The sequence below is a fragment of the Alsobacter sp. genome (assembly GCF_059501845.1).
On the sequence record NZ_JCACDK010000012.1, the window covers coordinates 1 to 21,995 of the forward strand.

Genomic DNA, 21,995 nt, shown 5'->3' on the forward strand with positions numbered 1-21,995 from the left:
TCGCCGAGATCGAGACCGACAAGGCGACGATGGAGGTCGAGGCCGTCGACGAGGGTGTGCTGGCGAAGATCGTCGTGCCCGAAGGCACGTCGGACGTGCCGGTCAACCAGCTGATCGCGCTCATCGCCGGCGAGGGGGAGGACCCCACCTCGGTTGCGTCCTCGGGAGGCACCGCGGCGCCGGGCGCCAAGTCTCCCCAGAACGCGGCGGATATGGTCACTGCTGCGGCTCCGCCCTCGGCGGCTCAGGCGGCGGCCGCGCCGCAGTCGCAGGCCGCAGCCGGCAAGCCGGACGCGATCGCTGCCGCCGCTGTCGCAGCGGCTTCTCCTGCCCCAGCCGACAAGGTGGCCGAAGCCATGCCGGCCGCGCCCTCTGGCGACCGCGTTTTCGCCTCGCCGCTGGCGCGCCGCATCGCCCGTGAGGCCGGCCTCGACATCGGTTCGCTCAAGGGCTCCGGCCCGCACGGCCGCATCGTGGAGCGCGACGTGCGCGCGGCGCAGGATGGCGGCACCGGACGTCCTGCGGCGGCTCCGGCCGCTGTGGCCACACCGCCCGCGGCAAAGGCTCCCGCGGCAGCCCCGGCACCGGCCCCGCTGGCCATGCCTGCGTCCGACGACGCCGTGAGGCGGCTGTTCGAGCCAGGCAGCTTTGAAGAGGTGCCGCACGACAATATGCGGAAGGTCATTGCCCGGCGCCTGCTGGAAGCGAAGCAGACCATTCCGCACTTCTACCTGTCTGTGGACTGTGAGCTGGACGCGCTTCTCGCCATCCGCGAGCAGATCAACGCGTCGGCCTCGAAGGACAAGGACGGCAAGCCGGCCTTCAAGGTCTCGGTCAACGATTTCGTCATCAAGGCGCTGGCTCTCGCCCTCGTCCGTGTGCCGGAGGCCAACGTCACCTGGACGGAGACGGCCATGCTCAAGCACAGGCATGCCGACATCGGCGTGGCCGTGTCCATTCCAGGCGGGCTGATCACCCCGGTGGTGCGAAAGGCCGACACCAAGACGCTGAGCGTCATCTCCAACGAGATGAAGGACTACGCGGCACGGGCCAAGGCCCGGAAGCTGAAGCCCGAGGAGTACCAGGGCGGCACGTCAGCCGTTTCGAACCTCGGCATGTTCGGCATCAAGAGCTTCTCGGCCGTGATCAACCCCCCGCACTCCTCGATCCTCGCTGTCGGGGCGGGCGAGCAACGCGTCGTTGTCAAGAACGGCCAGCCGGCAGTGGCGACGGTCATGACGGCAACGATGTCGACGGACCACCGGGCGGTGGACGGTGCTCTGGGCGCGGAACTGATCGGCGCCTTCAGGCAGCTGATCGAGAATCCGATGGGGATGCTCGTCTAGATCCAGGCGTTGACTTGGCCCCGGTCACGGCCGATCTGAAGGGCATTGCTTCCTTCATTTCAGTCATGGACGGGGATTTCAGATGTCGGAGCCCAGAGACATGCTCATTCCAATGTTGCAAGAGATGCGTGAGGAAATGCGGTCTGAATTCAGTTCCGTGAGAGAGCGTCTCGATCGGCTCGAAGGCGGGCAAAAGTCGATCCGGAATGCCATTACCCACGAAACGGTTCTGTCAAAGTTTCTCCTCGGAGATTTTGAAGAGCGGCTCGCGGTTCTGGAGGGCCGCGTAGCAGAGCTCGGATCCTTACCGAACAAGTAGCTTCGAGTAGAGGCTTATCTTCGAAAACTCCAATCGGCATTCCGCAAACAGCGAAGGCTAAGTCCGCGGCCTCCGCAACAGCTCGAGGGGCAGCCATGGCCGACAGCTACGACGTCATCATCATCGGCGGAGGCCCGGGCGGATATGTGGCGGCGATCCGCTCGGCCCAGCTTGGCTTCCGGACGGCTGTGGTGGAGCGCGAGCATCTGGGCGGCATCTGCCTGAACTGGGGCTGCATCCCCACCAAGGCGCTGCTCCGCTCGGCCGAGGTCTACCACTATTTCCAGCATCCGCAGGCCTATGGCCTTTCGACCCAGAATGTCGGCTTCGATATCGGGGCGGTGGTGAAGCGCTCGCGGGGCGTCTCGGGCCAGCTCAATGGCGGCGTCGGGTTCCTCATGAAGAAGAACAAGATCGACGTCATCTGGGGCGAGGCGACGATCACGAAAATTGGCGAGGTCAAGGTTGGCAAGCCGACCAAGCCCGCCATGCAGCCGGCTCACCCTGCCCCGAAGGGAGTGCTCGGCGAGGGCACCTACAAAGCGAAGCACATCGTGGTCTCCACGGGCGCGCGTCCCCGGGCGCTGCCCGGCATCGAGCCCGACGGCAAGCTGATCTGGACGTATTTCGAGGCGATGGTGCCGCCGGTCATGCCGAAGTCACTGATCGTGATGGGGTCGGGCGCGATCGGTATCGAGTTCGCCTCGTTCTACCGCACCATGGGCGCGGAGGTGACGGTCATCGAGCTCCTGCCGCAGATCCTGCCGGTGGAGGACGCCGAGATCGCCGGCATCGCGCGCAAACGCTTCGAGAAGCAGGGCATCAAGATTCTCACCGGCGCCAAGGTGACCAAGGTCGAGAAGGGCGCAAACGGCGTCACCGCCACGGTCGATGATGGCAAGGGCGTGCAGACGCTCTCTGCCGAGAGGCTGATCTCGGCCGTGGGCGTGGTCGGCAACGTCGAAGGTCTCGGCCTGGAAGCGCTCGGCGTCGCCATGGAGCGTGGCACCATCAAGACCGACGGGATGGGCCGCACCAACGTTGCCGGCATATACGCGATCGGCGATGTCGCCGGCCCGCCCATGCTGGCGCACAAGGCCGAGCACGAGGGCGTCATCTGCATCGAGGCCATCAAGGGAATGCATGTCCACCCGATGGACAAGCTGAAAATCCCGGGCTGCACCTACTGCAACCCGCAGGTCGCCTCCGTCGGCCTCACCGAGGCCAAGGCCAAGGAAGCCGGCTACACGGTCAAAGTCGGCCGCTTCCCCTTCGTCGCCAACGGCAAGGCGATTGCGCTGGGCGAACCGGACGGGCTCGTAAAAACCGTCTTCGACGCGAAGACCGGCAAGCTCCTCGGCGCGCACATGGTCGGTGCGGAGGTCACCGAGCTCATCCAGGGCTACGTCGTCGCCATGAACCTGGAGACGACGGAGGAGGACCTGATGCATACGGTCTTCCCGCACCCGACCCTTTCGGAGATGATGCACGAAAGCGTGCTCGACGCGTATGGGCGGGTGATCCACACCTGATCGGCCGGACGAAGACAGGGGCAATCGGATGGACCAGACCTATGCGGCGCTCGGCCAGCCCGGCGTCGGCTTCTTTTCCATGTTGGTCATAGGCTTGCTCGCCGGTTGGATCGCGGAACGGATTACGGAATCCGACCACGGCCTGCTCACCAACCTCCTCGTCGGCATCGCCGGCGCGTTCGTCGGCGGAAAGCTGGCCGAAGTGCTGAACATCCCCGTCTTCGGCTTCTTCCGGACGCTGGTCGCCGCCATTGCGGGTGCTGTCATCGTGCTATGGCTGTGGCGGAAGGTGAGGGGCAGGCCGGCTTGAGCATAGCCGCCCCGCGGGGGAGGCAACCGGTCGCCCTTGCCGCCGTGGGTTTGAAGGACTAGGTGGACCGTCAACGGCGTCCCGAATGCGGGCCGCGACAGGAGTTTGGCATGGCAGTCCTTCTGGACACGCTCGGCAGGGATCCACGGCGCACGCTGGAGCGTCCCCGCCATCCCGAGAAGGAGCACAAGCCTGACCAGCCCGTCGCCCGCAAGCCGGACTGGATCCGCGTCAAGGCACCGGGCTCACCGCAATGGGCCGAGACAAACCGCATCGTCCGCGAGAACGGCCTTGTCACGGTGTGCGAGGAGGCCGGCTGCCCGAATATTGGCGAGTGCTGGGAGAAGAAGCACGCCACCTTCATGATCATGGGCGACACGTGCACGCGCGCCTGCGCGTTCTGCAATGTGCGCACCGGCATGCCGCAGCCGCTCGACCCGGATGAGCCGGAGGCGGTCGCAGATGCGGTCGCCAAGCTCGGCCTCACCCACGTCGTGATCACCTCGGTCGACCGCGACGACCTCGCCGACGGCGGGGCAGGGCACTTTGCCCAAGTGATCCGGGCGATCCGGGCAAAGAGCCCGGGCACGACGATCGAGGTGCTGACGCCCGACTTCCTGCGCAAGGACGGCGCGCTGGAGATCGTCGTCGAGGCGCGGCCCGACGTGTTCAACCACAATCTCGAAACGGTGCCGTCCAAGTACCTGAAGGTTCGTCCAGGCGCCCGCTACTTCCACTCGATCCGCCTCCTGCAGCGGGTCAAGGAGCTGGACGCCACCATCTTCACCAAGTCCGGCATCATGGTCGGGCTCGGCGAGGAGCGGAACGAGGTGCTCCAGCTGATGGACGACCTGCGCTCCGCGGAGGTGGACTTCCTGACCATCGGTCAATACCTGCAGCCGACCAAGAAGCATCATCCGGTCATCCGCTTCGTTCCGCCCGACGAGTTCAAGGGCTACGAGACGGTGGCGATGACGAAGGGCTTCCTGCTCGTCTCCGCCTCGCCTCTGACGCGCTCGTCGCACCATGCCGGCGAGGACTTCGCGCGGCTCAGGGCCGCCAGGATCGCCCGCCTCGGGCGCTGAGAAACCATGCCATCCTTCCGCTCCACACGGCGGGTGAGACATTCGCCCGCCGACATGTTCGACCTTGTCGCCGACGTCGAGCAGTACCCGCAGTTCCTGCCGCTTTGCGAGGACTTGAAGGTGCGCAAGCGTGGCCCCGGCCCGACCGAGGGGACCGAGCTGCTCGTGGCGGACATGACGGTGGGCTACAAGGCCATTCGCGAGACATTCACCAGCCGTGTCACGCTGGACCGGCCCAAGCTGAAGATCCTCGTGGAATACATCGACGGGCCGTTCCGCCACCTCGAGAACAGGTGGACATTCGGAGAAGACCCTGACGGTTGCATGATTGAGTTCTACATCACGTACGAGTTCCGCAGCCGCATGTTGGGCCTGCTGATGGGTGCGATGTTCGACAAGGCGTTCCGCAAGTTCGCGGAGGCCTTCGAGCAGCGGGCAGACCGGGTGTACGGCGTCGCACCACGCCCGGCGGCGACGGCCTGAGCGCGTCCCCGGTGCGTCAGCGCGCGGCTTTTTCGATCAGCTCGAGAGCGTCGCGAACAGCGGCGGCACGGATGCCGGAGCGGCCGAGGTCGCCATAGCGCCGTTCGAGATGCACGGTGCCGCCGCCACGGCGCGCCGCCGCGAAATGGACCAGTCCAACGGGCTTGGCGTCGCTTCCGCCCCCGGGTCCGGCGATGCCCGTGATGGCAACGGCGACGTCGGCGTCCGAATGCGACACTGCTCCCTCGGCCATGGCGCGGGCGACCGGCTCGCTGACCGCACCGTGCGTGGCGATCAGATCGGCGGGGACGCCGAGCATCTCCGTCTTGGCGGCATTCGAGTAGGTGACGAAGCCCCGGTCGACCACGTCGGACGAACCGGGGATCGCCGTCAGCGCTGCCGCCACGAGCCCTCCCGTACAGGACTCCGCCGTCGCTGCCCTCAGCCCGAGCGTCCTCAGGTGCGCCAGCAGCTCGGCGACCCGCGATTCCATGTCATGGCCGATGTCCAGGAAGCTCATCCCTCGTCTCCCGACGGCATCAGGGCCGACACGACGACGTGGGCCGCAAGCCCCTCCCGCCGACCGGTGAAGCCCATCTTTTCCGACGTCGTCGCTTTCAGTCCGATACGGCCGGCGGCAATGCCGCAGAGCTCGGCAAGCCGCAACCGCATGGCGTCCCGGTGCGGCCCGACGCGCGGCGCCTCGCAGACGAGCGTCACGTCGACATTGGCCAAACGGCCGCCGCGGGCGCGCAGCCTTTCGATCGCAAACGTGACGAAGCGGTCTGAGGACGCGCCCGCCCACTGCGGATCGGACGGCGGGAAGTGCACTCCGATATCGCCGTCGGCGAGCACGCCGAGGATCGCGTCGGTAAGGGCGTGCAGCACAACATCTCCGTCCGAATGAGCCTTGATGCCCACTGCGTGCGGCACGGCGATGCCGCCGAGCATCACCGGCCCCTCGCGCGCGGGGTCGAAGGCGTGCACGTCGTAGCCGGAGCCGACGCGCGGCTCGAGGCTGGGAATGAGGCGGTCCTGGGCAGCCAAGAAGTCCTCCGCTGTGGTCAGTTTCAGATTGCCGGCTTCGCCCTCGAAGACGTGGACGGCATGCCCCGCCCATTCCAGCACGGCCCCATCGTCGGTCAGACCCTCCAAGCGTTCCGCAAGGGCGCGCCGATGTGCATCCAGCAGAGCCGGGAAGCGGAAGGCTTGGGGCGTCTGCACCGCGCGCAACGCGGAACGGGGAGGGGTGTCCACGATGCGGCCGTCCGCGTCGATGCGCTTCACCGTGTCGACCAGGGGTATACCCGGCACCGCTGCCCCATGGCGCAGGGCGGCTGCGATGGCGCGATCGATCAGCTCGGGGCTTGCGAACGGCCGGGCAGCATCGTGCACCAGGACGATGTCTGGCCGCGTGTCATTGGCCGCGAGCGCTTCCAGCCCGGCCAGCACGGAGGATTGGCGCGTCGTACCGCCGGCCACGGGACCGGCGAGCTTGCCGCTGAGACCGCTGGCGCACTCTTGATAGAGGTCCTCATCCTGTTTGCGGATCGCGCAGATCACCCTTGCGATATCGGGATGGACGGTGAAGAGCCGAAGTGCTCTACGCAGCACCCGTTCGCCGGCGAGGAACCGGTATTGCTTGGGCAGGCCGGCGCCGGCCCGCTCGCCGCTTCCTCCGGCCACCACGAGTGCTGCAACGACAGGACCGCCTGCACGGCCCGACGGATCAGAAAGCGCTGAAGTCATGTGTCAGGAGTGGCGCAAGAGCCGCTGCCGGTCAAACGGCAGGCGGAACGACCGCCCTCACCAGGCAGGACGCGGCACTATCAACTCTTGTTGCAGCGCACAAAACGTGATTAGGATGCAGGCAGTCAGCGGTAGTGCCCAAAATTGATGCAGATATCGAAGTCCACCCCCCGAGGGCTGTCGATCGGACCGGTCGAGCTTGCCGGCCGCGTTTTGCTCGCCCCAATGTCGGGCGTCACCGACGCCGGGTTCCGAAGGATCGCGATGCGCTACGGCGCTTCTGCCGTCGTGTCGGAGATGGTCGCGTCGGACGAGTTGGTCAGGGGCTCCGCCGAGGCAAGACTGCGGGCTGAGGGGGACGGGATCGCACCCCACATCGTGCAGCTCGCCGGATGCCAGGCCGGCTGGATGGCGGAGGCCGCGAAGGTTGCAGAAGCGTCCGGAGCCGACGTCATCGACATCAACATGGGTTGCCCCGCCAAGAAGGTGACGGGTGGCCTCGCCGGGTCAGCTCTGATGCGCGACCTCGAACACGCGACGGCGCTGATCGAGGCCACCGTGTCCGCCACCACTCGCCCTGTGACGGTGAAGATGCGTCTCGGCTGGGACGATGCGAGCCTGAACGCTCCTGAACTCGCCCGGCGCGCCGAGGCCTCCGGGGCAAGGCTCGTCACGGTTCACGGACGCACGCGCTGCCAGTTCTACAAGGGCGAGGCGGACTGGGCGGCCGTCGCGCGCGTCAAGGAAGCGGTCGGCATCCCGGTGGTCGTCAACGGCGACTGCGCCGGCCTTGCGACCGCGAAGCGCATGCTGGCCGAGTCCGGCTGCGACGGCGTGATGCTGGGGCGCGCCACACTGGGACGGCCCTGGCTGGCCGGCATGATCGCGCGCGGCCTTCATGGCGAGCCGGCACCGGCCCCAGCCTTCCGCGACCGCCTTCTCGCGGCGCTCGAGCATTATGACTACCTGCTGACCGCGTTCGGGCGCGAGGTCGGCTTGCGCCACGCGCGCAAGCACCTTGCCGCCTATTCAGACGATTTCGCCCGCGAGGGTGGCCGGGCCGATCCGGCCCTCAGGCTCAGGCTCGTCACCAGCGACGATCCTTCCATTGTGGTCGCCACGCTCCACGCCCTGTTCGATCTCGCCGAACTGGAGGACGCCGCATGAACGTCCATCGCGACGGCTTCCCGTCGAAGCCGGCTCCGTCGGCAGGAGGGCAGGGGGACGCGATTGTCAACGCTCTCCCGCTTCCCGTGCTCCTCGTCGACGAGGTGAACAGGATCGTTGAGGCGAACTCGGCCGCCGAGGCCTTTTTCGAGACGAGCCGCTCTTTGATCCTGCGCAACAAGCTCGAAGAGCTCCTGCCCTTCGGGTCGCCCGTCGTGGCGCTCGTCGACGAAGCCCGCCGGCGGGGCGGCAGCATGAACGAGTACCGCGTGGACGTTGGCACGCCGCGCATCGGCGGCGACCGGGTGGTGGACGTTTTCGTGGCTCCGGCCGGCGAAGGCGATGCACGCGTGGTACTTCTGCTGCAGGAACGGACAATTGCCGAAAAAATAGACAGGCAACTCACCCACCGCGGCGCGGCCAGGTCCGTCAGCGCGCTCGGCTCGATGCTGGCGCACGAAATCAAAAACCCCCTTTCGGGCATTCGCGGAGCTGCGCAATTGCTCGAAACCTCCGTCAACGACGCTGATCGCAGCCTGACCCGCCTCATCTGCGAGGAGACAGACCGCATCGTGAAGCTCGTTGACCGGTTCGAGGACTTCGCCGACGGGCGGCCGCTCGAGCGCGAGCCGGTGAACATCCATGCGGTGCTGGAGCACGTGAAGCGGCTCGCTGCCTCGGGCTTCGCCCGTCACATTCGTCTTGTGGAAACCTACGATCCTTCGCTGCCGCCGGTGCTCGGCAACCGCGACCAGCTGATCCAGGTGTTCCTGAACCTCGTGAAAAATGCGGCCGAAGCTATCGGCCACGATGCCCTCGACGGGGAGATCGAGCTGACCACCGCTTTCAGGCCCGGCGTGCGGCTGACCATCCCGGGCAGCCGGGAGCGCGTCAGCCTGCCGCTCGAGTTCTGTGTGCGAGACAACGGCCCCGGCGTGCCTGACGATCTCGTCCGGCACCTGTTCGACCCGTTCGTGACGACCAAGCAATCGGGCAGTGGCCTCGGACTTGCACTGGTTGCCAAGATTGTGGGCGATCACGGCGGGGTCGTGGAGTGCGAGTCCCTGCCGCGACGGACGACGTTTCGCGTGCTGATGCCGATGCACATCTCGCGGGATGGACGCGCCGCCGACCTTTGATGGGGAACACATGCCGAGCGGTACCATTCTCGTAGCGGACGACGACGCGGCAATCAGGACGGTCCTCAACCAGGCCCTGGCAAGGGCGGGATACGAGGTGCGTTCGACTGGAACCGCCTCGGCCCTGTGGCGCTGGGTGGCCGCCGGCGAGGGTGATCTTGTCGTCACCGACGTGGTGATGCCGGACGAGAATGCCTTTGACGTCCTGCCGCGGATCAAGAAGCTTCGCCCTGACTTGCCGATCATCGTCATGAGCGCGCAGAACACGTTCATGACGGCCATCAAGGCCTCCGAGCGTGGCGCCTACGAGTACCTGCCCAAGCCCTTCGACCTGAAGGAGCTGATGGCCATCGTGGCACGGGCGCTGTCGCGGCCGACCGCACCCGCCGCGGCCGAAGTCGAACAGCCGGAGGAGATACCGCTGGTCGGCCGCTCCCCGGCCATGCAGGAGATCTACCGGGCTCTTGCCCGCCTGATGCAGACCGACCTGACGGTGATGATCACCGGCGAGTCCGGCACCGGCAAGGAACTCGTCGCGCGGGCCCTGCACGATTACGGCAAGCGCCGGAAGGGCCCCTTCGTCGCCGTCAACATGGCGGCCATCCCGCGCGACCTGATCGAGAGCGAGCTGTTCGGCCACGAGAAGGGTGCCTTCACCGGCGCACTTCAGCGCGCCTCCGGCCGCTTCGAGCAGGCGGAGGGCGGGACGCTTTTCCTCGACGAGATCGGCGACATGCCGATGGAGGCACAGACGAGGCTCCTGCGCGTCCTGCAGCAAGGCGAGTATACGACGGTCGGCGGGCGAACGCCCATTCGCACCAATGTCCGCATCGTCGCCGCCACCAATAAGGACCTGCGGATCTCCATCCAGCAGGGATTGTTCCGCGAGGACCTCTTCTTCCGCCTCAACGTCGTGCCGCTGCGCCTGCCGCCTCTGCGCGAGCGCACCGAGGACATCTCGGATCTCGCGCGGCACTTCTTCAACCTCGTGGAGAAGGAGGGGCTGCCCCGAAAGCAGCTGGACTCTGCGGCGCTCGACCGGATGCGCAAGTACCGGTGGCCCGGCAACGTCCGCGAACTCGAGAACCTGATTCGCCGCCTGGCAGCCCTTTATCCACAGGAAACGATCACGGCCGCCCTCATCGACGCCGAACTGGCCGAGCCGGCCGTCTCCGGCAATGGCGCAGCGCGTAACGAGGTTTCCGGGGACGAAACGCTCAGCGGCTCGGTGGAACGCCACCTGAACCAGTACTTCAACGACTTCAAGGGGGAGCTGCCCCCGCCGGGTCTCTACCACCGCGTGCTGCGCGACATCGAGGAGCCGCTGATCGGCGCCGCGCTGGCCGCAACTCGCGGCAACCAGATCAAGGCGGCGGAACTGCTGGGCCTCAACCGGAACACCCTGCGCAAGAAGATCCGGGACCTCGACATCCAGGTGATCCGCTCTGCCCGCTGAGGCCTGGGTGGGGGATCGTGCGCCCCACTCTTGCCGCCTTTGCGTAATCATGGTGCAACACTGTTGCCGGGCCGCATCACACTCCCGGCGTGTCTCTCCACCGTGACCGACGCAGGACGATGCATCCCGGCGTGAGCCTAGCCCTTCCCGAACCCAACGAACCGTCGGCCGCAGGCTCTCGCGAGGGCAGGCGGTTCTGGACGGTGCTCGGCCTGTTCGCGCTGGTGCTCGCGCTGTCGGCCGCGCTGGCGACTTTTCTCATCCTGATCGGCGTACTCGCTCTTCCGGTTACGGAGACGCATCTCTACCTGATCAACGGCGTTCCGATCGCCCTGCTCCTGTGGGTCGTCGGGGGCCAAGCTCTTTCGCTGTTCAGGGCCCGCCGGGCAGGCCTTGCAGCCTCTGCGCTCCACGCACGGATCGTCGGACTGTTCGCGCTGGTGGCCACCGCGCCGATCGTGCTCGTCATGATGGCGGCGGTGGGCTGGATGCTCGTAGAGCGCGGCCTCGACAACCAGTTCAGCTTCTACATCCGCGGCTTCCTGACGACGTCGACAGACGTGGCACGCGCCTACCAGGAGCTGCAGTGCCGCACGATCGGCCGCGAGATCAACCTGATGGCGGCCGACATCAGCCGGGCCCGTCCGGCCCTGGAGCAGAACCGCGACTTTTTCCGTGACTTCATGCGCTCGCGTGCGGTGTTCCTCGGCTTCCCCGTGGCGATGCTCATCAAGGCAGACCTCACCGTCATCGAGCGGATCGAGGTGAAGCCGATGGAGGGGCTACCGCCCGTCAGCAAGGAAGACATCGCGGCGGCTGCAGACCTGGAAGCGTGGTGCCTCATCCCGCAGACGGGCAACGTGTTCCGCGGCGTGCTCAAGGTGCCGGCCTTCGAGGACGCCTACCTCGTCGTGGCGCGCGCCATCGATCCGAAGGCGCTGGAGTTCCCGGCTGCGGCGGAACAGGCGCGGGTCACCTATGAGGGCGTCTCCGAGCGCAAGCGCGAGCTGCAGATCGAGTTCGCGACGCTCTACGCCATGATTTCCATCATCCTGCTTCTGTCGGCGACGTGGATCGGGCTGAACTTCGCCAACTACCTCGTGGCTCCCGTGCGCAGGCTGATCAATGCGACGGACCAGGTCGCGTCGGGCAACTTCTACGTGCAGGTCCCCTCGCGCCGAACCGAAGGCGATCTCGGCCATCTCGCCGAGACCTTCAACAAGATGACGGCCGAGCTTCGCCTGCAGCACGACAGGCTCACCGCCGCCCGCGATCTCATCGACCGGCGCCGCCGCTTCACGGAGGCCGTCCTGTCGGGCGTGTCCGCCGGCGTCATCAGCATCGACGGGAGAGGACTGATCACCGTCGTCAACCCGTCGGCCGAGCGCCTGCTGCATTCCGGCAAGGACAGGCTGATGGGCAAGCCGGTCATCGAGGCCGTGCCCGAACTCACCCCCATCGTCGCGGAAGCCCTGGGCGAGAGGCCGCGCCTGCCCGCGAGCCACATCGCGATCCAGCGTGGCGGGCTCGACCGCATGCTGATGGTCCGGGTCGCGCAGGAGCACGGCGAGGACGGCGAGGCCGGCGCGATCATCACGCTGGACGACATCACGGACCTCGTCACCGCCCAGCGCACCGCCGCCTGGGCCGACGTGGCGCGCCGCATCGCCCACGAGATCAAGAACCCGCTGACGCCGATCCAGCTTTCCGCCGAGCGCATCCGTCGCAAGTACGGCAAGCTGATCACCACAGACCGCGAAATATTCGACCAGTGCACGGACACGATCGTGCGGCAGGTCGACGACATCAAGCGGATGGTGGACGAGTTCTCGTCCTTCGCCCGCATGCCCAAGCCGACGCCGGAGGTCGAGGATCTCGCCGGTACGGTCCGGCAGGTCGTGTTCCTGATGCGGGTGGGAAATCCCGAACTGGCGATCGAGGACCGGCTTCCGGATGGTCCCGTGATGGCTCGCTTCGACCGGCGGCTGCTGTCCCAGGCCGTGACCAACATCATCAAGAACGCCACCGAGGCGATCTCCGCCGTGCCCGCCGAAGAGCGCGGCGAGGGGCGGATCGAAGTCGCCGTGACGTCGCAGGGCGGACAGGTGGCGGTCACCATCATGGACAATGGAAAGGGCTTCCCGAAGGAGCACCGCAACCGGTTGCTGGAGCCCTACATGACCACGCGCGACGGCGGCACGGGCCTCGGCCTGGCCATCGTCGGGAAGATCCTCGAGGAGCACGGGGGCGGCATCGAACTCCTCGACAGGCCGGACGGCGCGCGCGGCGCGGTCGTCAGGCTCTGGCTGCCGGAAGAGGGCGCAGTGCTCGCCCCGGTAGCCGACAAGACCGCCGACGCGCTGGAGAAGACGCCGTGAGTACACGCCTTCTCCCCACAACTCGAACCGGACAAGAAAGGGGGACGCGATGGGCGCGGACATCCTGATCGTTGACGACGAAGCGGACATCCGCGATCTCGTCGCCGGCATTCTCGACGACGAGGGCCACCGATCGCGGACTGCGGGAAATGCGGACGAGGCATTGGCGTCGATCGAGTCGCGACGACCGCAGCTGGTGTTCCTGGACATCTGGATCCAGGGCAGCCGCCTCGACGGCCTGCAGATCCTCGACATCGTCAAGGAGCAGCATCCCGACCTTCCCGTGGTCATGATCTCCGGCCACGGCAACATCGAGACGGCCGTGTCGGCCATCAAGCGGGGCGCCTACGATTTCATCGAGAAGCCGTTCAAGGCCGACCGGCTGGTGCTGGTGGCGGAGCGGGCGCTCGAGGCCTCGCGCCTCAAGCGCGAGGTGAAGGAGCTTCGCCAGAAATCGGTGCAGGCGAGCCGCATCGTCGGTCATTCGCAGTCGACCAACCAGCTCCGGCAGACGATCGAGCGCGTCGCGACCACCAATGCGCGCATCATGATCTCCGGTGCGCCAGGCAGCGGCAAGGAGCTCGCGGCGCGCACCATCCACGGGCTCTCCAGCCGTGCCAACGGGCCGTTCGTCGCCATCAACGCGGCCACGATCACGCCGGACACGATGGAGAGCGAGCTCTTCGGCGTGGAGGGGACGGATGGCCGTACCCGCAAGGTCGGCGCGCTGGAGGAAGCCCATGGCGGCACGCTCTACCTCGACGAGGTCGCGGACATGCCGCGCGAGACACAGGGCAAGATCCTGCGCGTGCTGGTCGACCAGAACTTCCAGCGTGTCGGCGGGACGACCCGGGTTCATGTCGACGTCCGCGTGATCTCCTCGACGGCCCGAGACCTCGCGGCCGAGATCGGTGCCGGGCGATTCCGTGAGGACCTCCTGCATCGCCTGAACGTGGTCCCCGTTCGGGTGCCCAGCCTGGCCGAGCGGCGCGAGGACATTCCGGAACTGATCACCTATTTCATGGAGCAGATCTCGGCGTCGTCCGGCCTGCCCAAGCGCACCATCGCGCAGGATGCGCTGGCGGTGCTTCAGTCGCACGACTGGCCCGGCAACATCCGGCAGCTGCGCAACAACATCGAGCGCCTGCTGATCCTCGCCGAAGGCGATCCCGCGGCGGAGATCACCGCGGACCTGCTGCCCTCCGAGGTCGGGGCGCTGGTTCCCACCACCCCCAGCGGTCTCGGCGGCGAGCGGCTGATGTCGCTTGCCCTGCGCGAGGCGCGTGAGATCTTCGAGCGGGAATACCTGATCGCCCAGATCAGCCGGTTCGGAAACAACATCTCGCGCACGGCCGAGTTCATCGGCATGGAACGCTCGGCACTCCACCGCAAGCTCAAGTCGCTCGGAATCGGCTAGTCATGGACGCCGGCCGGCGTTGCCGCCGGCCTCGCCCGAGAAGTCTCCAGAATGCTCCGGAGGAGCCATGAGCCGGATCGCCTATGTCAATGGCCGCTATGTTCCGCTGTCGCAGGCGTCTGTGAACGTCGAGGATCGTGGCTACCAGTTTGCCGACGGCGTCTACGAGGTGTGCGAGGTGCTGGGCGGCAGGCTGGTGGACGAGACCCGCCATCTCGACCGGCTGGACCGTTCGCTGAAGGAACTGCGCATCGGCTGGCCGGTCGGCCGGCTCGCGCTCGGCGCCATCCTGCGCGAGACAGTGGCCCGCAACCGGGTCCGTGAGGGCATGGTCTACGTGCAGGTGACACGCGGCGTTGCCCGCCGCGACCACGCATTCCCGGACAGGCTCGTGAAGCCGGCCCTCGTCGTCACCGCCCGCTCTAACGACAGGGTCGCGGCAGAGGCGCTGGCGTCGAAGGGCATCGCCGTCGTCACCACCCCCGAAAACCGCTGGGACCGCGTCGACATCAAGAGCGTGAGCCTCCTGCCGAACGTGCTGGCCAAGCAGCTCGCCAAGGAGGCCGGTGCGAAGGAGGCCTGGTTCGTCGACGCGAAAGGCTGCGTGACCGAGGGGTCGTCGACCAATGCGTGGATCGTGACGAAGGACGGCTCTCTCGTGACCCGGCAGGCCGACCACCGGATCCTGCGCGGCGTGACGCGGACCGGCATCATGGATCTGCTGAAGGGCCGTAACCTGAAGGTCGAGGAGCGCGCGTTCACCGTGGAAGAGGCGAAGAACGCGGCAGAGGCCTTCACCAGCTCGGCGACGATGCTAGTGATGCCCGTCGTTTCCATAGATGGAACGCCGGTCGGCGACGGCCATCCCGGCCCTGTAGCGCTGGCGCTGCGCGCCGGCCTGCACGACGTGACAGAGATCGCAAGCACAGCTATTCATGGGTGAAGGCGGGCTGGACCACGCTGCACCGTGGGCGGGGGAATAATCCCGGACAGCGTGACGGAGGGAATGTCTGGCGGCGCCGGTACAACGAAAGGTGGACGGTCACAAAGGCCGCCACGACAAGAACAGAGGCAGGGGCAACGACAATGGCCGCAGAGCGCACCCAGAACCTTCAGGACACCTTTCTCAATCATGTCCGCAAGAACAAGACGCCTCTCACGATCTTTCTCGTGAACGGGGTCAAGCTTCAGGGCGTTGTGACCTGGTTCGATAATTTCTGCGTGCTGCTGCGCCGGGACGGGCATTCGCAGCTCGTTTACAAGCACGCAATCTCGACCATCATGCCGGGCCATCCGGTGTCGCTGTTCGAGCCCGACGAAAGCGGAGCCGTCTCCGCGAAGGAGTGACTTGACCCGTCCCCACCACCCTGGACAGGACGACAGCCAGACCCTCGACCGGCACGTGCCGGAACCGGAAGAGATGGCCGCCCGCGACACGCGGGCGCTCGTCGTCGGACCCTACGCATCGAAGCGCCGGACTGCCGCGGCAGACGATAAGCCCAATTTGCGTGAGCCGCAGGCCCGCATCGAGGAGGCCGTCGGTCTCGCTGCCGCCATCGATCTCGACGTTGCCGAAGGTCTGGTCGTGCCCGTGGCGGCCATTCGCCCTGCGACCTATCTCGGCAAGGGCAAGGTCGAGGAACTCGCCGGCCGCATCAAGGCCGACGGGATCGGCCTCGTCATGATGGACTGCGCGCTGTCGCCCGTGCAGCAGCGCAACCTCGAAAAGGCGTGGGGCTGCAAGGTCATCGATCGAACCGGACTGATCCTCGAGATCTTCGGCCGGCGGGCCCGCACGCGCGAGGGCTCGCTGCAGGTCGAACTCGCACATCTCGCCTATCAGAAGAGCCGCCTGGTGCGGTCCTGGACCCATCTCGAGCGCCAGCGCGGCGGCTTCGGCTTTCTGGGTGGCCCGGGCGAGACCCAGATCGAGGCAGACAGGCGGGTCATCCAGGAACGGATGGTGCGCATCGAGAAGGAACTCGAGGGCGTCAAGCGCACGCGCTCCCTGCACCGCGAGAGCCGGCGCAAGGTGCCTTACCCAGTGGTGGCGCTCGTCGGCTACACCAATGCCGGCAAGTCGACGCTCTTCAACCGCCTGACCTCGGCGGAAGTGCTGGCGCAAGACCTTCTCTTCGCGACGCTCGACCCGACCGCCCGCGTGGTTAAGCTGCCGCACGGTGCGCCGGTGATCCTCAGCGACACTGTCGGCTTCATCTCCGACCTGCCGACGATGCTGGTCGCCGCCTTTCGCGCGACGCTGGAAGACGTGGTGTCCGCCGACGTCATCCTGCATGTGCGCGACGTCTCCCACGGAGACACCGAGGCCCAGTCGGCGGACGTCATCTCGATCCTGCGTGACCTCGGCGTAGACCCGGACGACCACAGCCGGCTGATCGAGGTCTGGAACAAGGCCGACCTGCTTGCGCCCGAGGAGCGCGAGCGCATGGGCGGGGTGGCCGCGCACCGTCCCGTGGAGTCCCGGCCGGTGCTCGTGTCAGCCGTGACAGGGGAGGGCATCGCAACGCTCCTCGCCGCGGTCGAGACCAGGCTCGCGGCCGAGCGGCCCGTCTTCAACGTGCGCGTCGCGCCCGAGGACGGAGCCGGGCTGCACTGGCTCTATTCAGAGGCCGAGGTTCTGGAGCGGCGCGACGGCGACGACGGGCAGGTTCTCGTCGCTGCCCGCATCCTGCCGGAGAAGGAGCCGCGGCTGCTGCGCCGGTTTCCCGGCGCGCGGCGGATGCGCTGAGCGTCAGTCCTTGGGCAGGCTCTTGGCCTCAACCCAGAGCTCTTCCATCTCGGGAAGGCTGGCCTCGGCCGGCGTTCTACCTTGCTTTGCAAGCGCTTCCTCGATGTGGCGGAAGCGCCTCGTGAACTTGCGGTTGGTGCGCGACAGGGCATCCTCGGCATCGACCTCGAGATGCCGGGCCAGGTTCGCGACGGCAAAGAGCAAGTCGCCCACCTCCTCGCGCACGGCATTCTGCTCACCGGCGTCGAGCGCCTCCTCGATCTCGTCGATCTCCTCGCGAAGCTTGGCGAGGACGGCGCGGGGGTCGTTCCAGTCGAAGCCGACCTTGCCGGCCTTGGCCTGCAGCTTTACCGCCCTTGTCAGGGCGGGAAGCGCCTCAGTGACGCCAGCAAGGACGCCGGCCTCCGTGTCGTCAGGGAGACCCGCTTCCACACGCCGCCGGCGGCGCTCGTCCTTCTCCGCGGCCTTGATCTGCCCCCACAGCGCCTTCACCTCCGCGGGCGAGAGATCCCGGGCGTCACCGAAGACGTGCGGGTGCCGCCGGATGAGCTTGGCCGTGATGGCTTCCACGACGCCGCCGAAGTCGAAGAGGTTCTGCTCTTGCGCCATGCGGGCGTGGAAGACGACCTGCAGGAGGAGGTCGCCGAGTTCCTCGCGCAGGTCGACGAGGTCGCCGCGCATGATGGCATCGGCCACCTCGTAGGCTTCCTCGATCGTGTAGGGGGCGATGGACGCGAAGTCCTGCTCGAGATCCCAGGGACAGCCCGTCCCTGGCGTGCGCAGGGCGGCCATGATGGCGATCAGGTCCGCGATGTCGCGAGACGGGGAGGGCATGCCTTGTTCTCGTGCGGGCTGGCCGTGGCAGGGCCGTGTGGGCGATCCCGCAAGACTACACGATCGCTCCCTCAGCCGGTCTTCTACACACCGGCCCCGGCATTCTCATCCACACAGGAAAGGTCGAAGGCGGCCAGCCCCTCATCGAGCAGGTCGGGCAGGTTTGGGATGCCGAGCAGGTAATCGCCGATGTCCCCCTCGCTGCGATCGCGCGCGGTGCGGGTTGCCTCGTCCCAGTCGGACGCGTCGAAATCGCCTCGGCCAATCCAGACGAGGGCTACGAGATCAGTCTTCTCGTCATCGTTGAGGCCTGCGAGGAAGTTTCGGATCTCACCCTCGATGGGATCGTCGGCACCGTCCTCAAGAACGTCGAAGTTGCGATCATCAGTAGCGTTCGAGCCGCTGTCGGGATCGGTGTCGCCTTCCTTCACGTCGAAGCGGCGGGCCTGCCGGATGAGGGCACAGACCTTGTCGAGAGCGATATCCATGAGGGTCTCCGGAGATGGCCCGCCACGGGCGGGGTGCTTGCGGAACCGGCGGGACCTCCGGCCGGTTCCATCCCGCGACCCGGAGGCAGGAATGAACGAAGAACGATACGAGCAGCGCCCGCCGACATCGGCGAAACTGAAGGCCGACATCGATGCCGGGCAAACGGGCGACAAGGTGCCTTCCAGCGATCCCGGGCTGGCACCCCTGGGCACTGACGACGAGGCTGCCGGGCATCCTCCCAGTCCGAAGGAGCGGGCCATGGCCGCCGCAAATGAACGCGGCCGCTTCGGCGGGGCTCCACCCGCGCGCAAGCCCGACCGTGAGGGAAACCGGACCGTCGTGTACCTGATCGTCGGACTCGCGCTCGTCACCGGGGCCGTGGTGGCAGGGGCGGGGTACTTGTTGTCGTGACACGGCGCTAAGAAAAAGGACCGCTCGTGAGAGCGGCCCTTTCCCTGTGTCTCAGACCAGTTGGCTGGACGCAGCCTTACTGCGCGTTGCCGGTGTTGCGATCACCGGGGTAGCGATAGGTCGGAGCGTTCTTGAGTTCGTCCTTCGTCGCGTTGACGACGCCACGATCCGGATAGGCCTCGTTGCCGTTCATCGCGACCGTCCCGGTCACGTCGTTGCCGTTGCCGGTCGTGGCGGCGGCGTTGTTGTTCGCCATGGTGGTGTTGGCGGCCGTACCGCTGGTGGCAGGCCCGTTGTTGGCCGTTGTGTTCGCCGCCGTCACAGCGCGCTGCGTCCACTGCACCTGGTTGTACGGGATGGCGACATCCTTCTCGCCGATGCCGAGGAAGCCGCCGACGCCGATCACGACCGCCTTGATCGAGCCGTCATGGCTCATCACCAGTTCGCGCACGTCGCCGATCTTCTTGTTGTCGGCGCCGTAGATGTCGAGGCCCATGAACTTCGAGGCGCGCCACTCGCCGCCTGCCGTGTTGGCGTAGAACTTGTCGCTCATTGCGCCGCTGCTGGCACCTGCGCCGGCCTGGTTCATCGTGCCGCTGGCGTTGCTGTTGGTGGTGTTGTTCATCGTGGCGTTGGTGTCGCCGCCCGGCGTCATCGGCTGCGTCGCAGCCGGCGGATTGGCCGTCGTGTTGTCCTGCGCAAAAGCGGGGGCGCAGAAGCAAGCGGTGGCGAGAAGGCCGGCGGCCAGGGTCCTGGTGATCATGGTCTGTCTCCTCGAAAAAACTGTCGTCGCAACGAGATGTTGCTGCGCGTCCTGCGCGTGCCCCCACAACGGCACAGCCCGCAAATGGTTCTCGGGCTTTGCAACAGTGCCCTCCCGGGCGGCCCGTGGCGGCGGAGGCGGAATGTGTGGGACCGCACATCGGCAAGTCTGCCTAAAGCGCATGCAGTCGGGGGGACAGGTTTGGGAGTTCGAACAAAATGGCCGGCACAGTCGCGCGGGCGCTGCTAGCGTTCAGCGTTGCGCTCGTTTGCATGGCGGTTCCAGCAGGGGCATCCCTTGCGAAGATCACCGTGGCATCGAAAGTCGACACGGAGGGGGCACTGCTGGGATCAATGATCCTGGAGCTTCTTCAACGGCGCGGGCTCGATGTCGAGAGCAAGCTCCAGCTTGGACCGACGCGGACCGTTCGTTCGGCCATCATCTCGGGCGATATCGACATCTATCCCGAATACACGGGGAACGCCGGCTTTTTCTCCGGCAGCGAGGCCGACCCGGTCTGGCGCAACGCCTCTGCGGGTTTTGAGCGCGCCCGCGAGATCGACGCGGACCGGCGGCTGATCTGGCTCAAACCGGCGCCCGCGAACAACACCTGGGCCATCGCGCTTCGCCGCGACGTCGCCAAAGCGAATGGCATTCGCACGCTGGACGATTTCTCCCGCTGGGTGGGGCAGGGCGGACGGGTCAAGCTCGCGGGCTCGCAGGAATTTCTGGAAAGCTCGGCGGCGCTGCCTGCATTCCAAAAGGCCTACGGCTTCACTCTCTCGCCCGAACAGACGCTGGTTCTCTCGGGTGGCGACACGGCGGCCACCATCCGGGCCGCCGCTCAGAACATCGCCGGGGTCAATGCCGCCATGGCCTATGGCACGGACGGCGAACTCGCCGCTCTTGATCTCGTGATTCTCGAGGACACGCGTCAGGTGCAGCCGGTCTACGCTCCGGCGCCGGTCGTACGGGCCGAGATCCTGAAGCAGAATCCCGAGATCCGGGATGCGCTAGAGCCCGTCTTCGCCACGCTCGACAAGGAAACGCTGCAGCAGCTGAACGCCCGCATTGCGCTGGACGGCATGGACGCGCGGACGGTGGCGCGGGACTACCTGACCGCCCACGGCTTCATACCGCCTGCGGCAACCCGCACCAGCCGCTGACCCCTCTCAGGGCGTCACGGCTTCAGCACCACCTTGATGCAGCCGTCCTTCTTGTCGCGGAAGGTCTTGTACATGTCGGGGCCGTCCTCGAGGCTCACCCGGTGGGTGATCACGAAAGACGGGTCGATCTGGCCTTCCTCGATGCGCCTCAGCAGATCGTCTGTCCACCGCTTCACATGCGTCTGGCCGGTGCGGATGGTGAGACCCTTGTTCATCATCATCCCGAACGGGATCTTGTCGAGCACCCCGCCATAGACGCCTGGAACGGAGAGGATGCCTGCCGGGCGGCACACATACATCATCTCGCGCAGCACGTGAGGCCTGTCGGTCTCCAGCATGACGGCCTGCTTGGCGCGGTCGTACATCGAGTCGAGCGTGGCCGTCGCATGCGCCTCCATTCCGACGCAGTCGATGCACTTCTCCGGGCCCTTGCCCGCCGTGAGTTCGTTCAGCCGCTCGACGATGCTGTCTTCGTCGAAGTTCAGCACGATCGCGCCGCCGGCCTCCGCCATGGCGAGACGCTCGGGAACGTTGTCGATACAGATCACCTGCCTGGCGCCGAGCAGAACGGCGCTGCGGATGGCCATCTGGCCCACGGGGCCCGCACCCCAGATGGCAACTGTATCCGTGGGCTGGATGTCGCACTGGACGGCTGCCTGCCATCCGGTCGGGAAGATGTCGCTGAGGAACAGGACCTGCTCGTCGGTGAGTGACGAGGGCACCTTGATGTGCGTCTTGTCAGCGAAGGGCACGCGCAGATACTCGGCCTGCCCGCCGGCATACCCGCCCGTGAGGTGGGTGTAGCCGAACAGCCCGGCCGTCGTGTGCCCGAAGGTCTTGTCTGCGATCTCCTTGTTCCGGTTGGAACGCTCGCAGACGGAGAAGTTGCCGCGCCGGCACTGGTCGCATTCGCCGCAGGTGATGGTGAAGGGGATGACCACGCGGTCACCCGGCTTCAACGCCTTGTTCTCGGATCCGACCTCGACCACCTCGCCCATGGTCTCGTGGCCCATGATGTCGCCCGACTCCATGCCGGGCATGAACCCGTCATAGAGGTGCAGGTCGGAGCCGCAGATGGCGCAGGACGTCACCTTGATGATGGCGTCGCGGGGGTGTTCGATCTTCGGGTCGGGGACGCTCTCGCAGCGGATGTCCTGTTTGCCGTGCCAGCACAGGGCTTTCATTGGGAACCTCGGGTTTCG

Annotated in this window: 21 protein-coding genes; 15 read left to right on the forward strand and 6 right to left on the reverse strand. The window is 66.7% G+C overall.

The annotated features are described in order from the left end of the window. The 5 genes from AC5JCN_RS10355 to AC5JCN_RS10375 form a co-directional block, all read left to right on the forward strand. Positions 1-1,346: pyruvate dehydrogenase complex dihydrolipoamide acetyltransferase (locus tag AC5JCN_RS10355; protein WP_495754972.1), on the forward strand; the 1,346-nt coding region annotated here is incomplete at its 5' end. A 414-nt stretch (positions 1,347-1,760) separates the two neighbouring features. Next, the gene (lpdA, locus tag AC5JCN_RS10360) at positions 1,761-3,197 is read left to right on the forward strand and encodes a dihydrolipoyl dehydrogenase (protein ID WP_495754973.1); all 1,437 of its coding nucleotides are present in this window, start codon (positions 1,761-1,763) and stop codon (positions 3,195-3,197) included. Between the two features lie 28 nt (positions 3,198-3,225). Then, entirely contained in the window at positions 3,226-3,507 is a 282-nt protein-coding gene (locus AC5JCN_RS10365; RefSeq protein ID WP_495754974.1) for a GlsB/YeaQ/YmgE family stress response membrane protein, read from the forward strand. Positions 3,508-3,617: 110 nt separating this feature from the next. Beyond that, positions 3,618-4,592: a lipoyl synthase gene (gene lipA / locus AC5JCN_RS10370; protein WP_495754975.1), complete on the forward strand. Its 975-nt coding sequence runs from the start codon at positions 3,618-3,620 to the stop codon at positions 4,590-4,592. Positions 4,593-4,598: 6 nt separating this feature from the next. Next, positions 4,599-5,075: a type II toxin-antitoxin system RatA family toxin gene (locus tag AC5JCN_RS10375; RefSeq protein WP_495754976.1), complete on the forward strand. Its 477-nt coding sequence runs from the start codon at positions 4,599-4,601 to the stop codon at positions 5,073-5,075. Between the two features lie 16 nt (positions 5,076-5,091). Here the strand turns inward: AC5JCN_RS10375 and AC5JCN_RS10380 are convergent, their stop codons facing one another. Both AC5JCN_RS10380 and ispD read right to left on the reverse strand, forming a co-directional pair. Next, positions 5,092-5,568 carry a CinA family protein gene (locus AC5JCN_RS10380; RefSeq protein WP_495755036.1) on the reverse strand — a complete coding sequence of 159 codons (477 nt, stop codon included), beginning with the start codon at positions 5,566-5,568 and terminating at the stop codon, positions 5,092-5,094. A gap of 23 nt (positions 5,569-5,591) precedes the next feature. Continuing rightward, positions 5,592-6,824: a 2-C-methyl-D-erythritol 4-phosphate cytidylyltransferase gene (gene ispD, locus AC5JCN_RS10385; RefSeq protein ID WP_495754977.1), complete on the reverse strand. Its 1,233-nt coding sequence runs from the start codon at positions 6,822-6,824 to the stop codon at positions 5,592-5,594. 177 nt (positions 6,825-7,001) lie between these two features. Here ispD and dusB point away from each other — a divergent pair, with 177 nt between their 5' ends. The 8 genes from dusB to hflX all read left to right on the forward strand — a co-directional run bounded on the left by dusB (position 7,002) and on the right by hflX (position 17,130). Next, positions 7,002-7,991, forward strand: coding sequence for a tRNA dihydrouridine synthase DusB (gene dusB / locus AC5JCN_RS10390; protein ID WP_495755037.1), 990 nt, complete (start codon positions 7,002-7,004; stop codon positions 7,989-7,991). Further along, positions 7,988-9,130 (forward strand): two-component system sensor histidine kinase NtrB, encoded by a 1,143-nt coding sequence (locus tag AC5JCN_RS10395; RefSeq protein WP_495754978.1) that lies wholly within the window; start codon positions 7,988-7,990, stop codon positions 9,128-9,130. The genes dusB and AC5JCN_RS10395 overlap by 4 nt, the downstream gene beginning before the upstream one ends. 10 nt (positions 9,131-9,140) lie before the next feature. Next, entirely contained in the window at positions 9,141-10,586 is a 1,446-nt protein-coding gene (gene ntrC / locus AC5JCN_RS10400) for a nitrogen regulation protein NR(I) (protein WP_495754979.1), read from the forward strand. A gap of 131 nt (positions 10,587-10,717) precedes the next feature. Continuing rightward, the gene (locus AC5JCN_RS10405; protein ID WP_495754980.1) at positions 10,718-12,964 is read left to right on the forward strand and encodes a sensor histidine kinase NtrY-like; all 2,247 of its coding nucleotides are present in this window, start codon (positions 10,718-10,720) and stop codon (positions 12,962-12,964) included. Between the two features lie 49 nt (positions 12,965-13,013). After that, positions 13,014-14,381, forward strand: coding sequence for a nitrogen assimilation response regulator NtrX (gene ntrX, locus AC5JCN_RS10410; protein WP_495754981.1), 1,368 nt, complete (start codon positions 13,014-13,016; stop codon positions 14,379-14,381). A 67-nt stretch (positions 14,382-14,448) separates the two neighbouring features. After that, positions 14,449-15,324: a D-amino-acid transaminase gene (locus tag AC5JCN_RS10415; protein WP_495754982.1), complete on the forward strand. Its 876-nt coding sequence runs from the start codon at positions 14,449-14,451 to the stop codon at positions 15,322-15,324. A 143-nt stretch (positions 15,325-15,467) separates the two neighbouring features. Next, positions 15,468-15,728, forward strand: coding sequence for an RNA chaperone Hfq (gene hfq / locus AC5JCN_RS10420; protein WP_495754983.1), 261 nt, complete (start codon positions 15,468-15,470; stop codon positions 15,726-15,728). A 1-nt stretch (position 15,729) separates the two neighbouring features. Beyond that, positions 15,730-17,130 (forward strand): GTPase HflX, encoded by a 1,401-nt coding sequence (gene hflX / locus AC5JCN_RS10425; RefSeq protein WP_495754984.1) that lies wholly within the window; start codon positions 15,730-15,732, stop codon positions 17,128-17,130. A 3-nt stretch (positions 17,131-17,133) separates the two neighbouring features. Here hflX and mazG read toward each other — a convergent pair whose 3' ends face one another. Both mazG and AC5JCN_RS10435 read right to left on the reverse strand, forming a co-directional pair. Continuing rightward, positions 17,134-17,964 carry a nucleoside triphosphate pyrophosphohydrolase gene (gene mazG, locus AC5JCN_RS10430; protein ID WP_495754985.1) on the reverse strand — a complete coding sequence of 277 codons (831 nt, stop codon included), beginning with the start codon at positions 17,962-17,964 and terminating at the stop codon, positions 17,134-17,136. Positions 17,965-18,047: 83 nt separating this feature from the next. Next, positions 18,048-18,452 (reverse strand): DUF3775 domain-containing protein, encoded by a 405-nt coding sequence (locus tag AC5JCN_RS10435; RefSeq protein ID WP_495754986.1) that lies wholly within the window; start codon positions 18,450-18,452, stop codon positions 18,048-18,050. 91 nt (positions 18,453-18,543) lie between these two features. Between AC5JCN_RS10435 and AC5JCN_RS10440 the strand changes: the two genes are divergently transcribed. After that, the gene (locus AC5JCN_RS10440; protein ID WP_495754987.1) at positions 18,544-18,864 is read left to right on the forward strand and encodes a hypothetical protein; all 321 of its coding nucleotides are present in this window, start codon (positions 18,544-18,546) and stop codon (positions 18,862-18,864) included. A 76-nt stretch (positions 18,865-18,940) separates the two neighbouring features. On the opposite strand, the gene AC5JCN_RS10445 is transcribed toward AC5JCN_RS10440, so the two are convergent. Further along, positions 18,941-19,627, reverse strand: a complete 687-nt coding sequence (locus AC5JCN_RS10445) for a PRC-barrel domain-containing protein (RefSeq protein WP_495754988.1) — start codon at positions 19,625-19,627, stop codon at positions 18,941-18,943. Between the two features lie 218 nt (positions 19,628-19,845). Here AC5JCN_RS10445 and osmF point away from each other — a divergent pair, with 218 nt between their 5' ends. Continuing rightward, positions 19,846-20,793: a glycine betaine ABC transporter substrate-binding protein OsmF gene (gene osmF / locus AC5JCN_RS10450; protein ID WP_495754989.1), complete on the forward strand. Its 948-nt coding sequence runs from the start codon at positions 19,846-19,848 to the stop codon at positions 20,791-20,793. A 14-nt stretch (positions 20,794-20,807) separates the two neighbouring features. Here the strand turns inward: osmF and AC5JCN_RS10455 are convergent, their stop codons facing one another. Beyond that, entirely contained in the window at positions 20,808-21,977 is a 1,170-nt protein-coding gene (locus tag AC5JCN_RS10455; protein ID WP_495754990.1) for a zinc-dependent alcohol dehydrogenase, read from the reverse strand. Positions 21,978-21,995: the final 18 nt, after the last annotated feature.

Coding starts and splice junctions, on each gene's coding strand:
- ntrX (WP_495754981.1), top strand. CDS start 13,014: ATGGGCGCGGACATCCTGATCGTTGACGACGAAGCGGACATCCGCGAT.
- lpdA (WP_495754973.1), top strand. CDS start 1,761: ATGGCCGACAGCTACGACGTCATCATCATCGGCGGAGGCCCGGGCGGA.
- AC5JCN_RS10395 (WP_495754978.1), top strand. CDS start 7,988: ATGAACGTCCATCGCGACGGCTTCCCGTCGAAGCCGGCTCCGTCGGCA.
- AC5JCN_RS10375 (WP_495754976.1), top strand. CDS start 4,599: ATGCCATCCTTCCGCTCCACACGGCGGGTGAGACATTCGCCCGCCGAC.
- mazG (WP_495754985.1), bottom strand. CDS start 17,964: ATGCCCTCCCCGTCTCGCGACATCGCGGACCTGATCGCCATCATGGCC.
- AC5JCN_RS10440 (WP_495754987.1), top strand. CDS start 18,544: ATGAACGAAGAACGATACGAGCAGCGCCCGCCGACATCGGCGAAACTG.
- lipA (WP_495754975.1), top strand. CDS start 3,618: ATGGCAGTCCTTCTGGACACGCTCGGCAGGGATCCACGGCGCACGCTG.
- AC5JCN_RS10435 (WP_495754986.1), bottom strand. CDS start 18,452: ATGGATATCGCTCTCGACAAGGTCTGTGCCCTCATCCGGCAGGCCCGC.
- AC5JCN_RS10365 (WP_495754974.1), top strand. CDS start 3,226: ATGGACCAGACCTATGCGGCGCTCGGCCAGCCCGGCGTCGGCTTCTTT.
- AC5JCN_RS10445 (WP_495754988.1), bottom strand. CDS start 19,627: ATGATCACCAGGACCCTGGCCGCCGGCCTTCTCGCCACCGCTTGCTTC.
- osmF (WP_495754989.1), top strand. CDS start 19,846: ATGGCCGGCACAGTCGCGCGGGCGCTGCTAGCGTTCAGCGTTGCGCTC.
- hfq (WP_495754983.1), top strand. CDS start 15,468: ATGGCCGCAGAGCGCACCCAGAACCTTCAGGACACCTTTCTCAATCAT.
- AC5JCN_RS10455 (WP_495754990.1), bottom strand. CDS start 21,977: ATGAAAGCCCTGTGCTGGCACGGCAAACAGGACATCCGCTGCGAGAGC.
- ntrC (WP_495754979.1), top strand. CDS start 9,141: ATGCCGAGCGGTACCATTCTCGTAGCGGACGACGACGCGGCAATCAGG.
- AC5JCN_RS10380 (WP_495755036.1), bottom strand. CDS start 5,568: ATGGAATCGCGGGTCGCCGAGCTGCTGGCGCACCTGAGGACGCTCGGG.
- ispD (WP_495754977.1), bottom strand. CDS start 6,824: ATGACTTCAGCGCTTTCTGATCCGTCGGGCCGTGCAGGCGGTCCTGTC.
- AC5JCN_RS10415 (WP_495754982.1), top strand. CDS start 14,449: ATGAGCCGGATCGCCTATGTCAATGGCCGCTATGTTCCGCTGTCGCAG.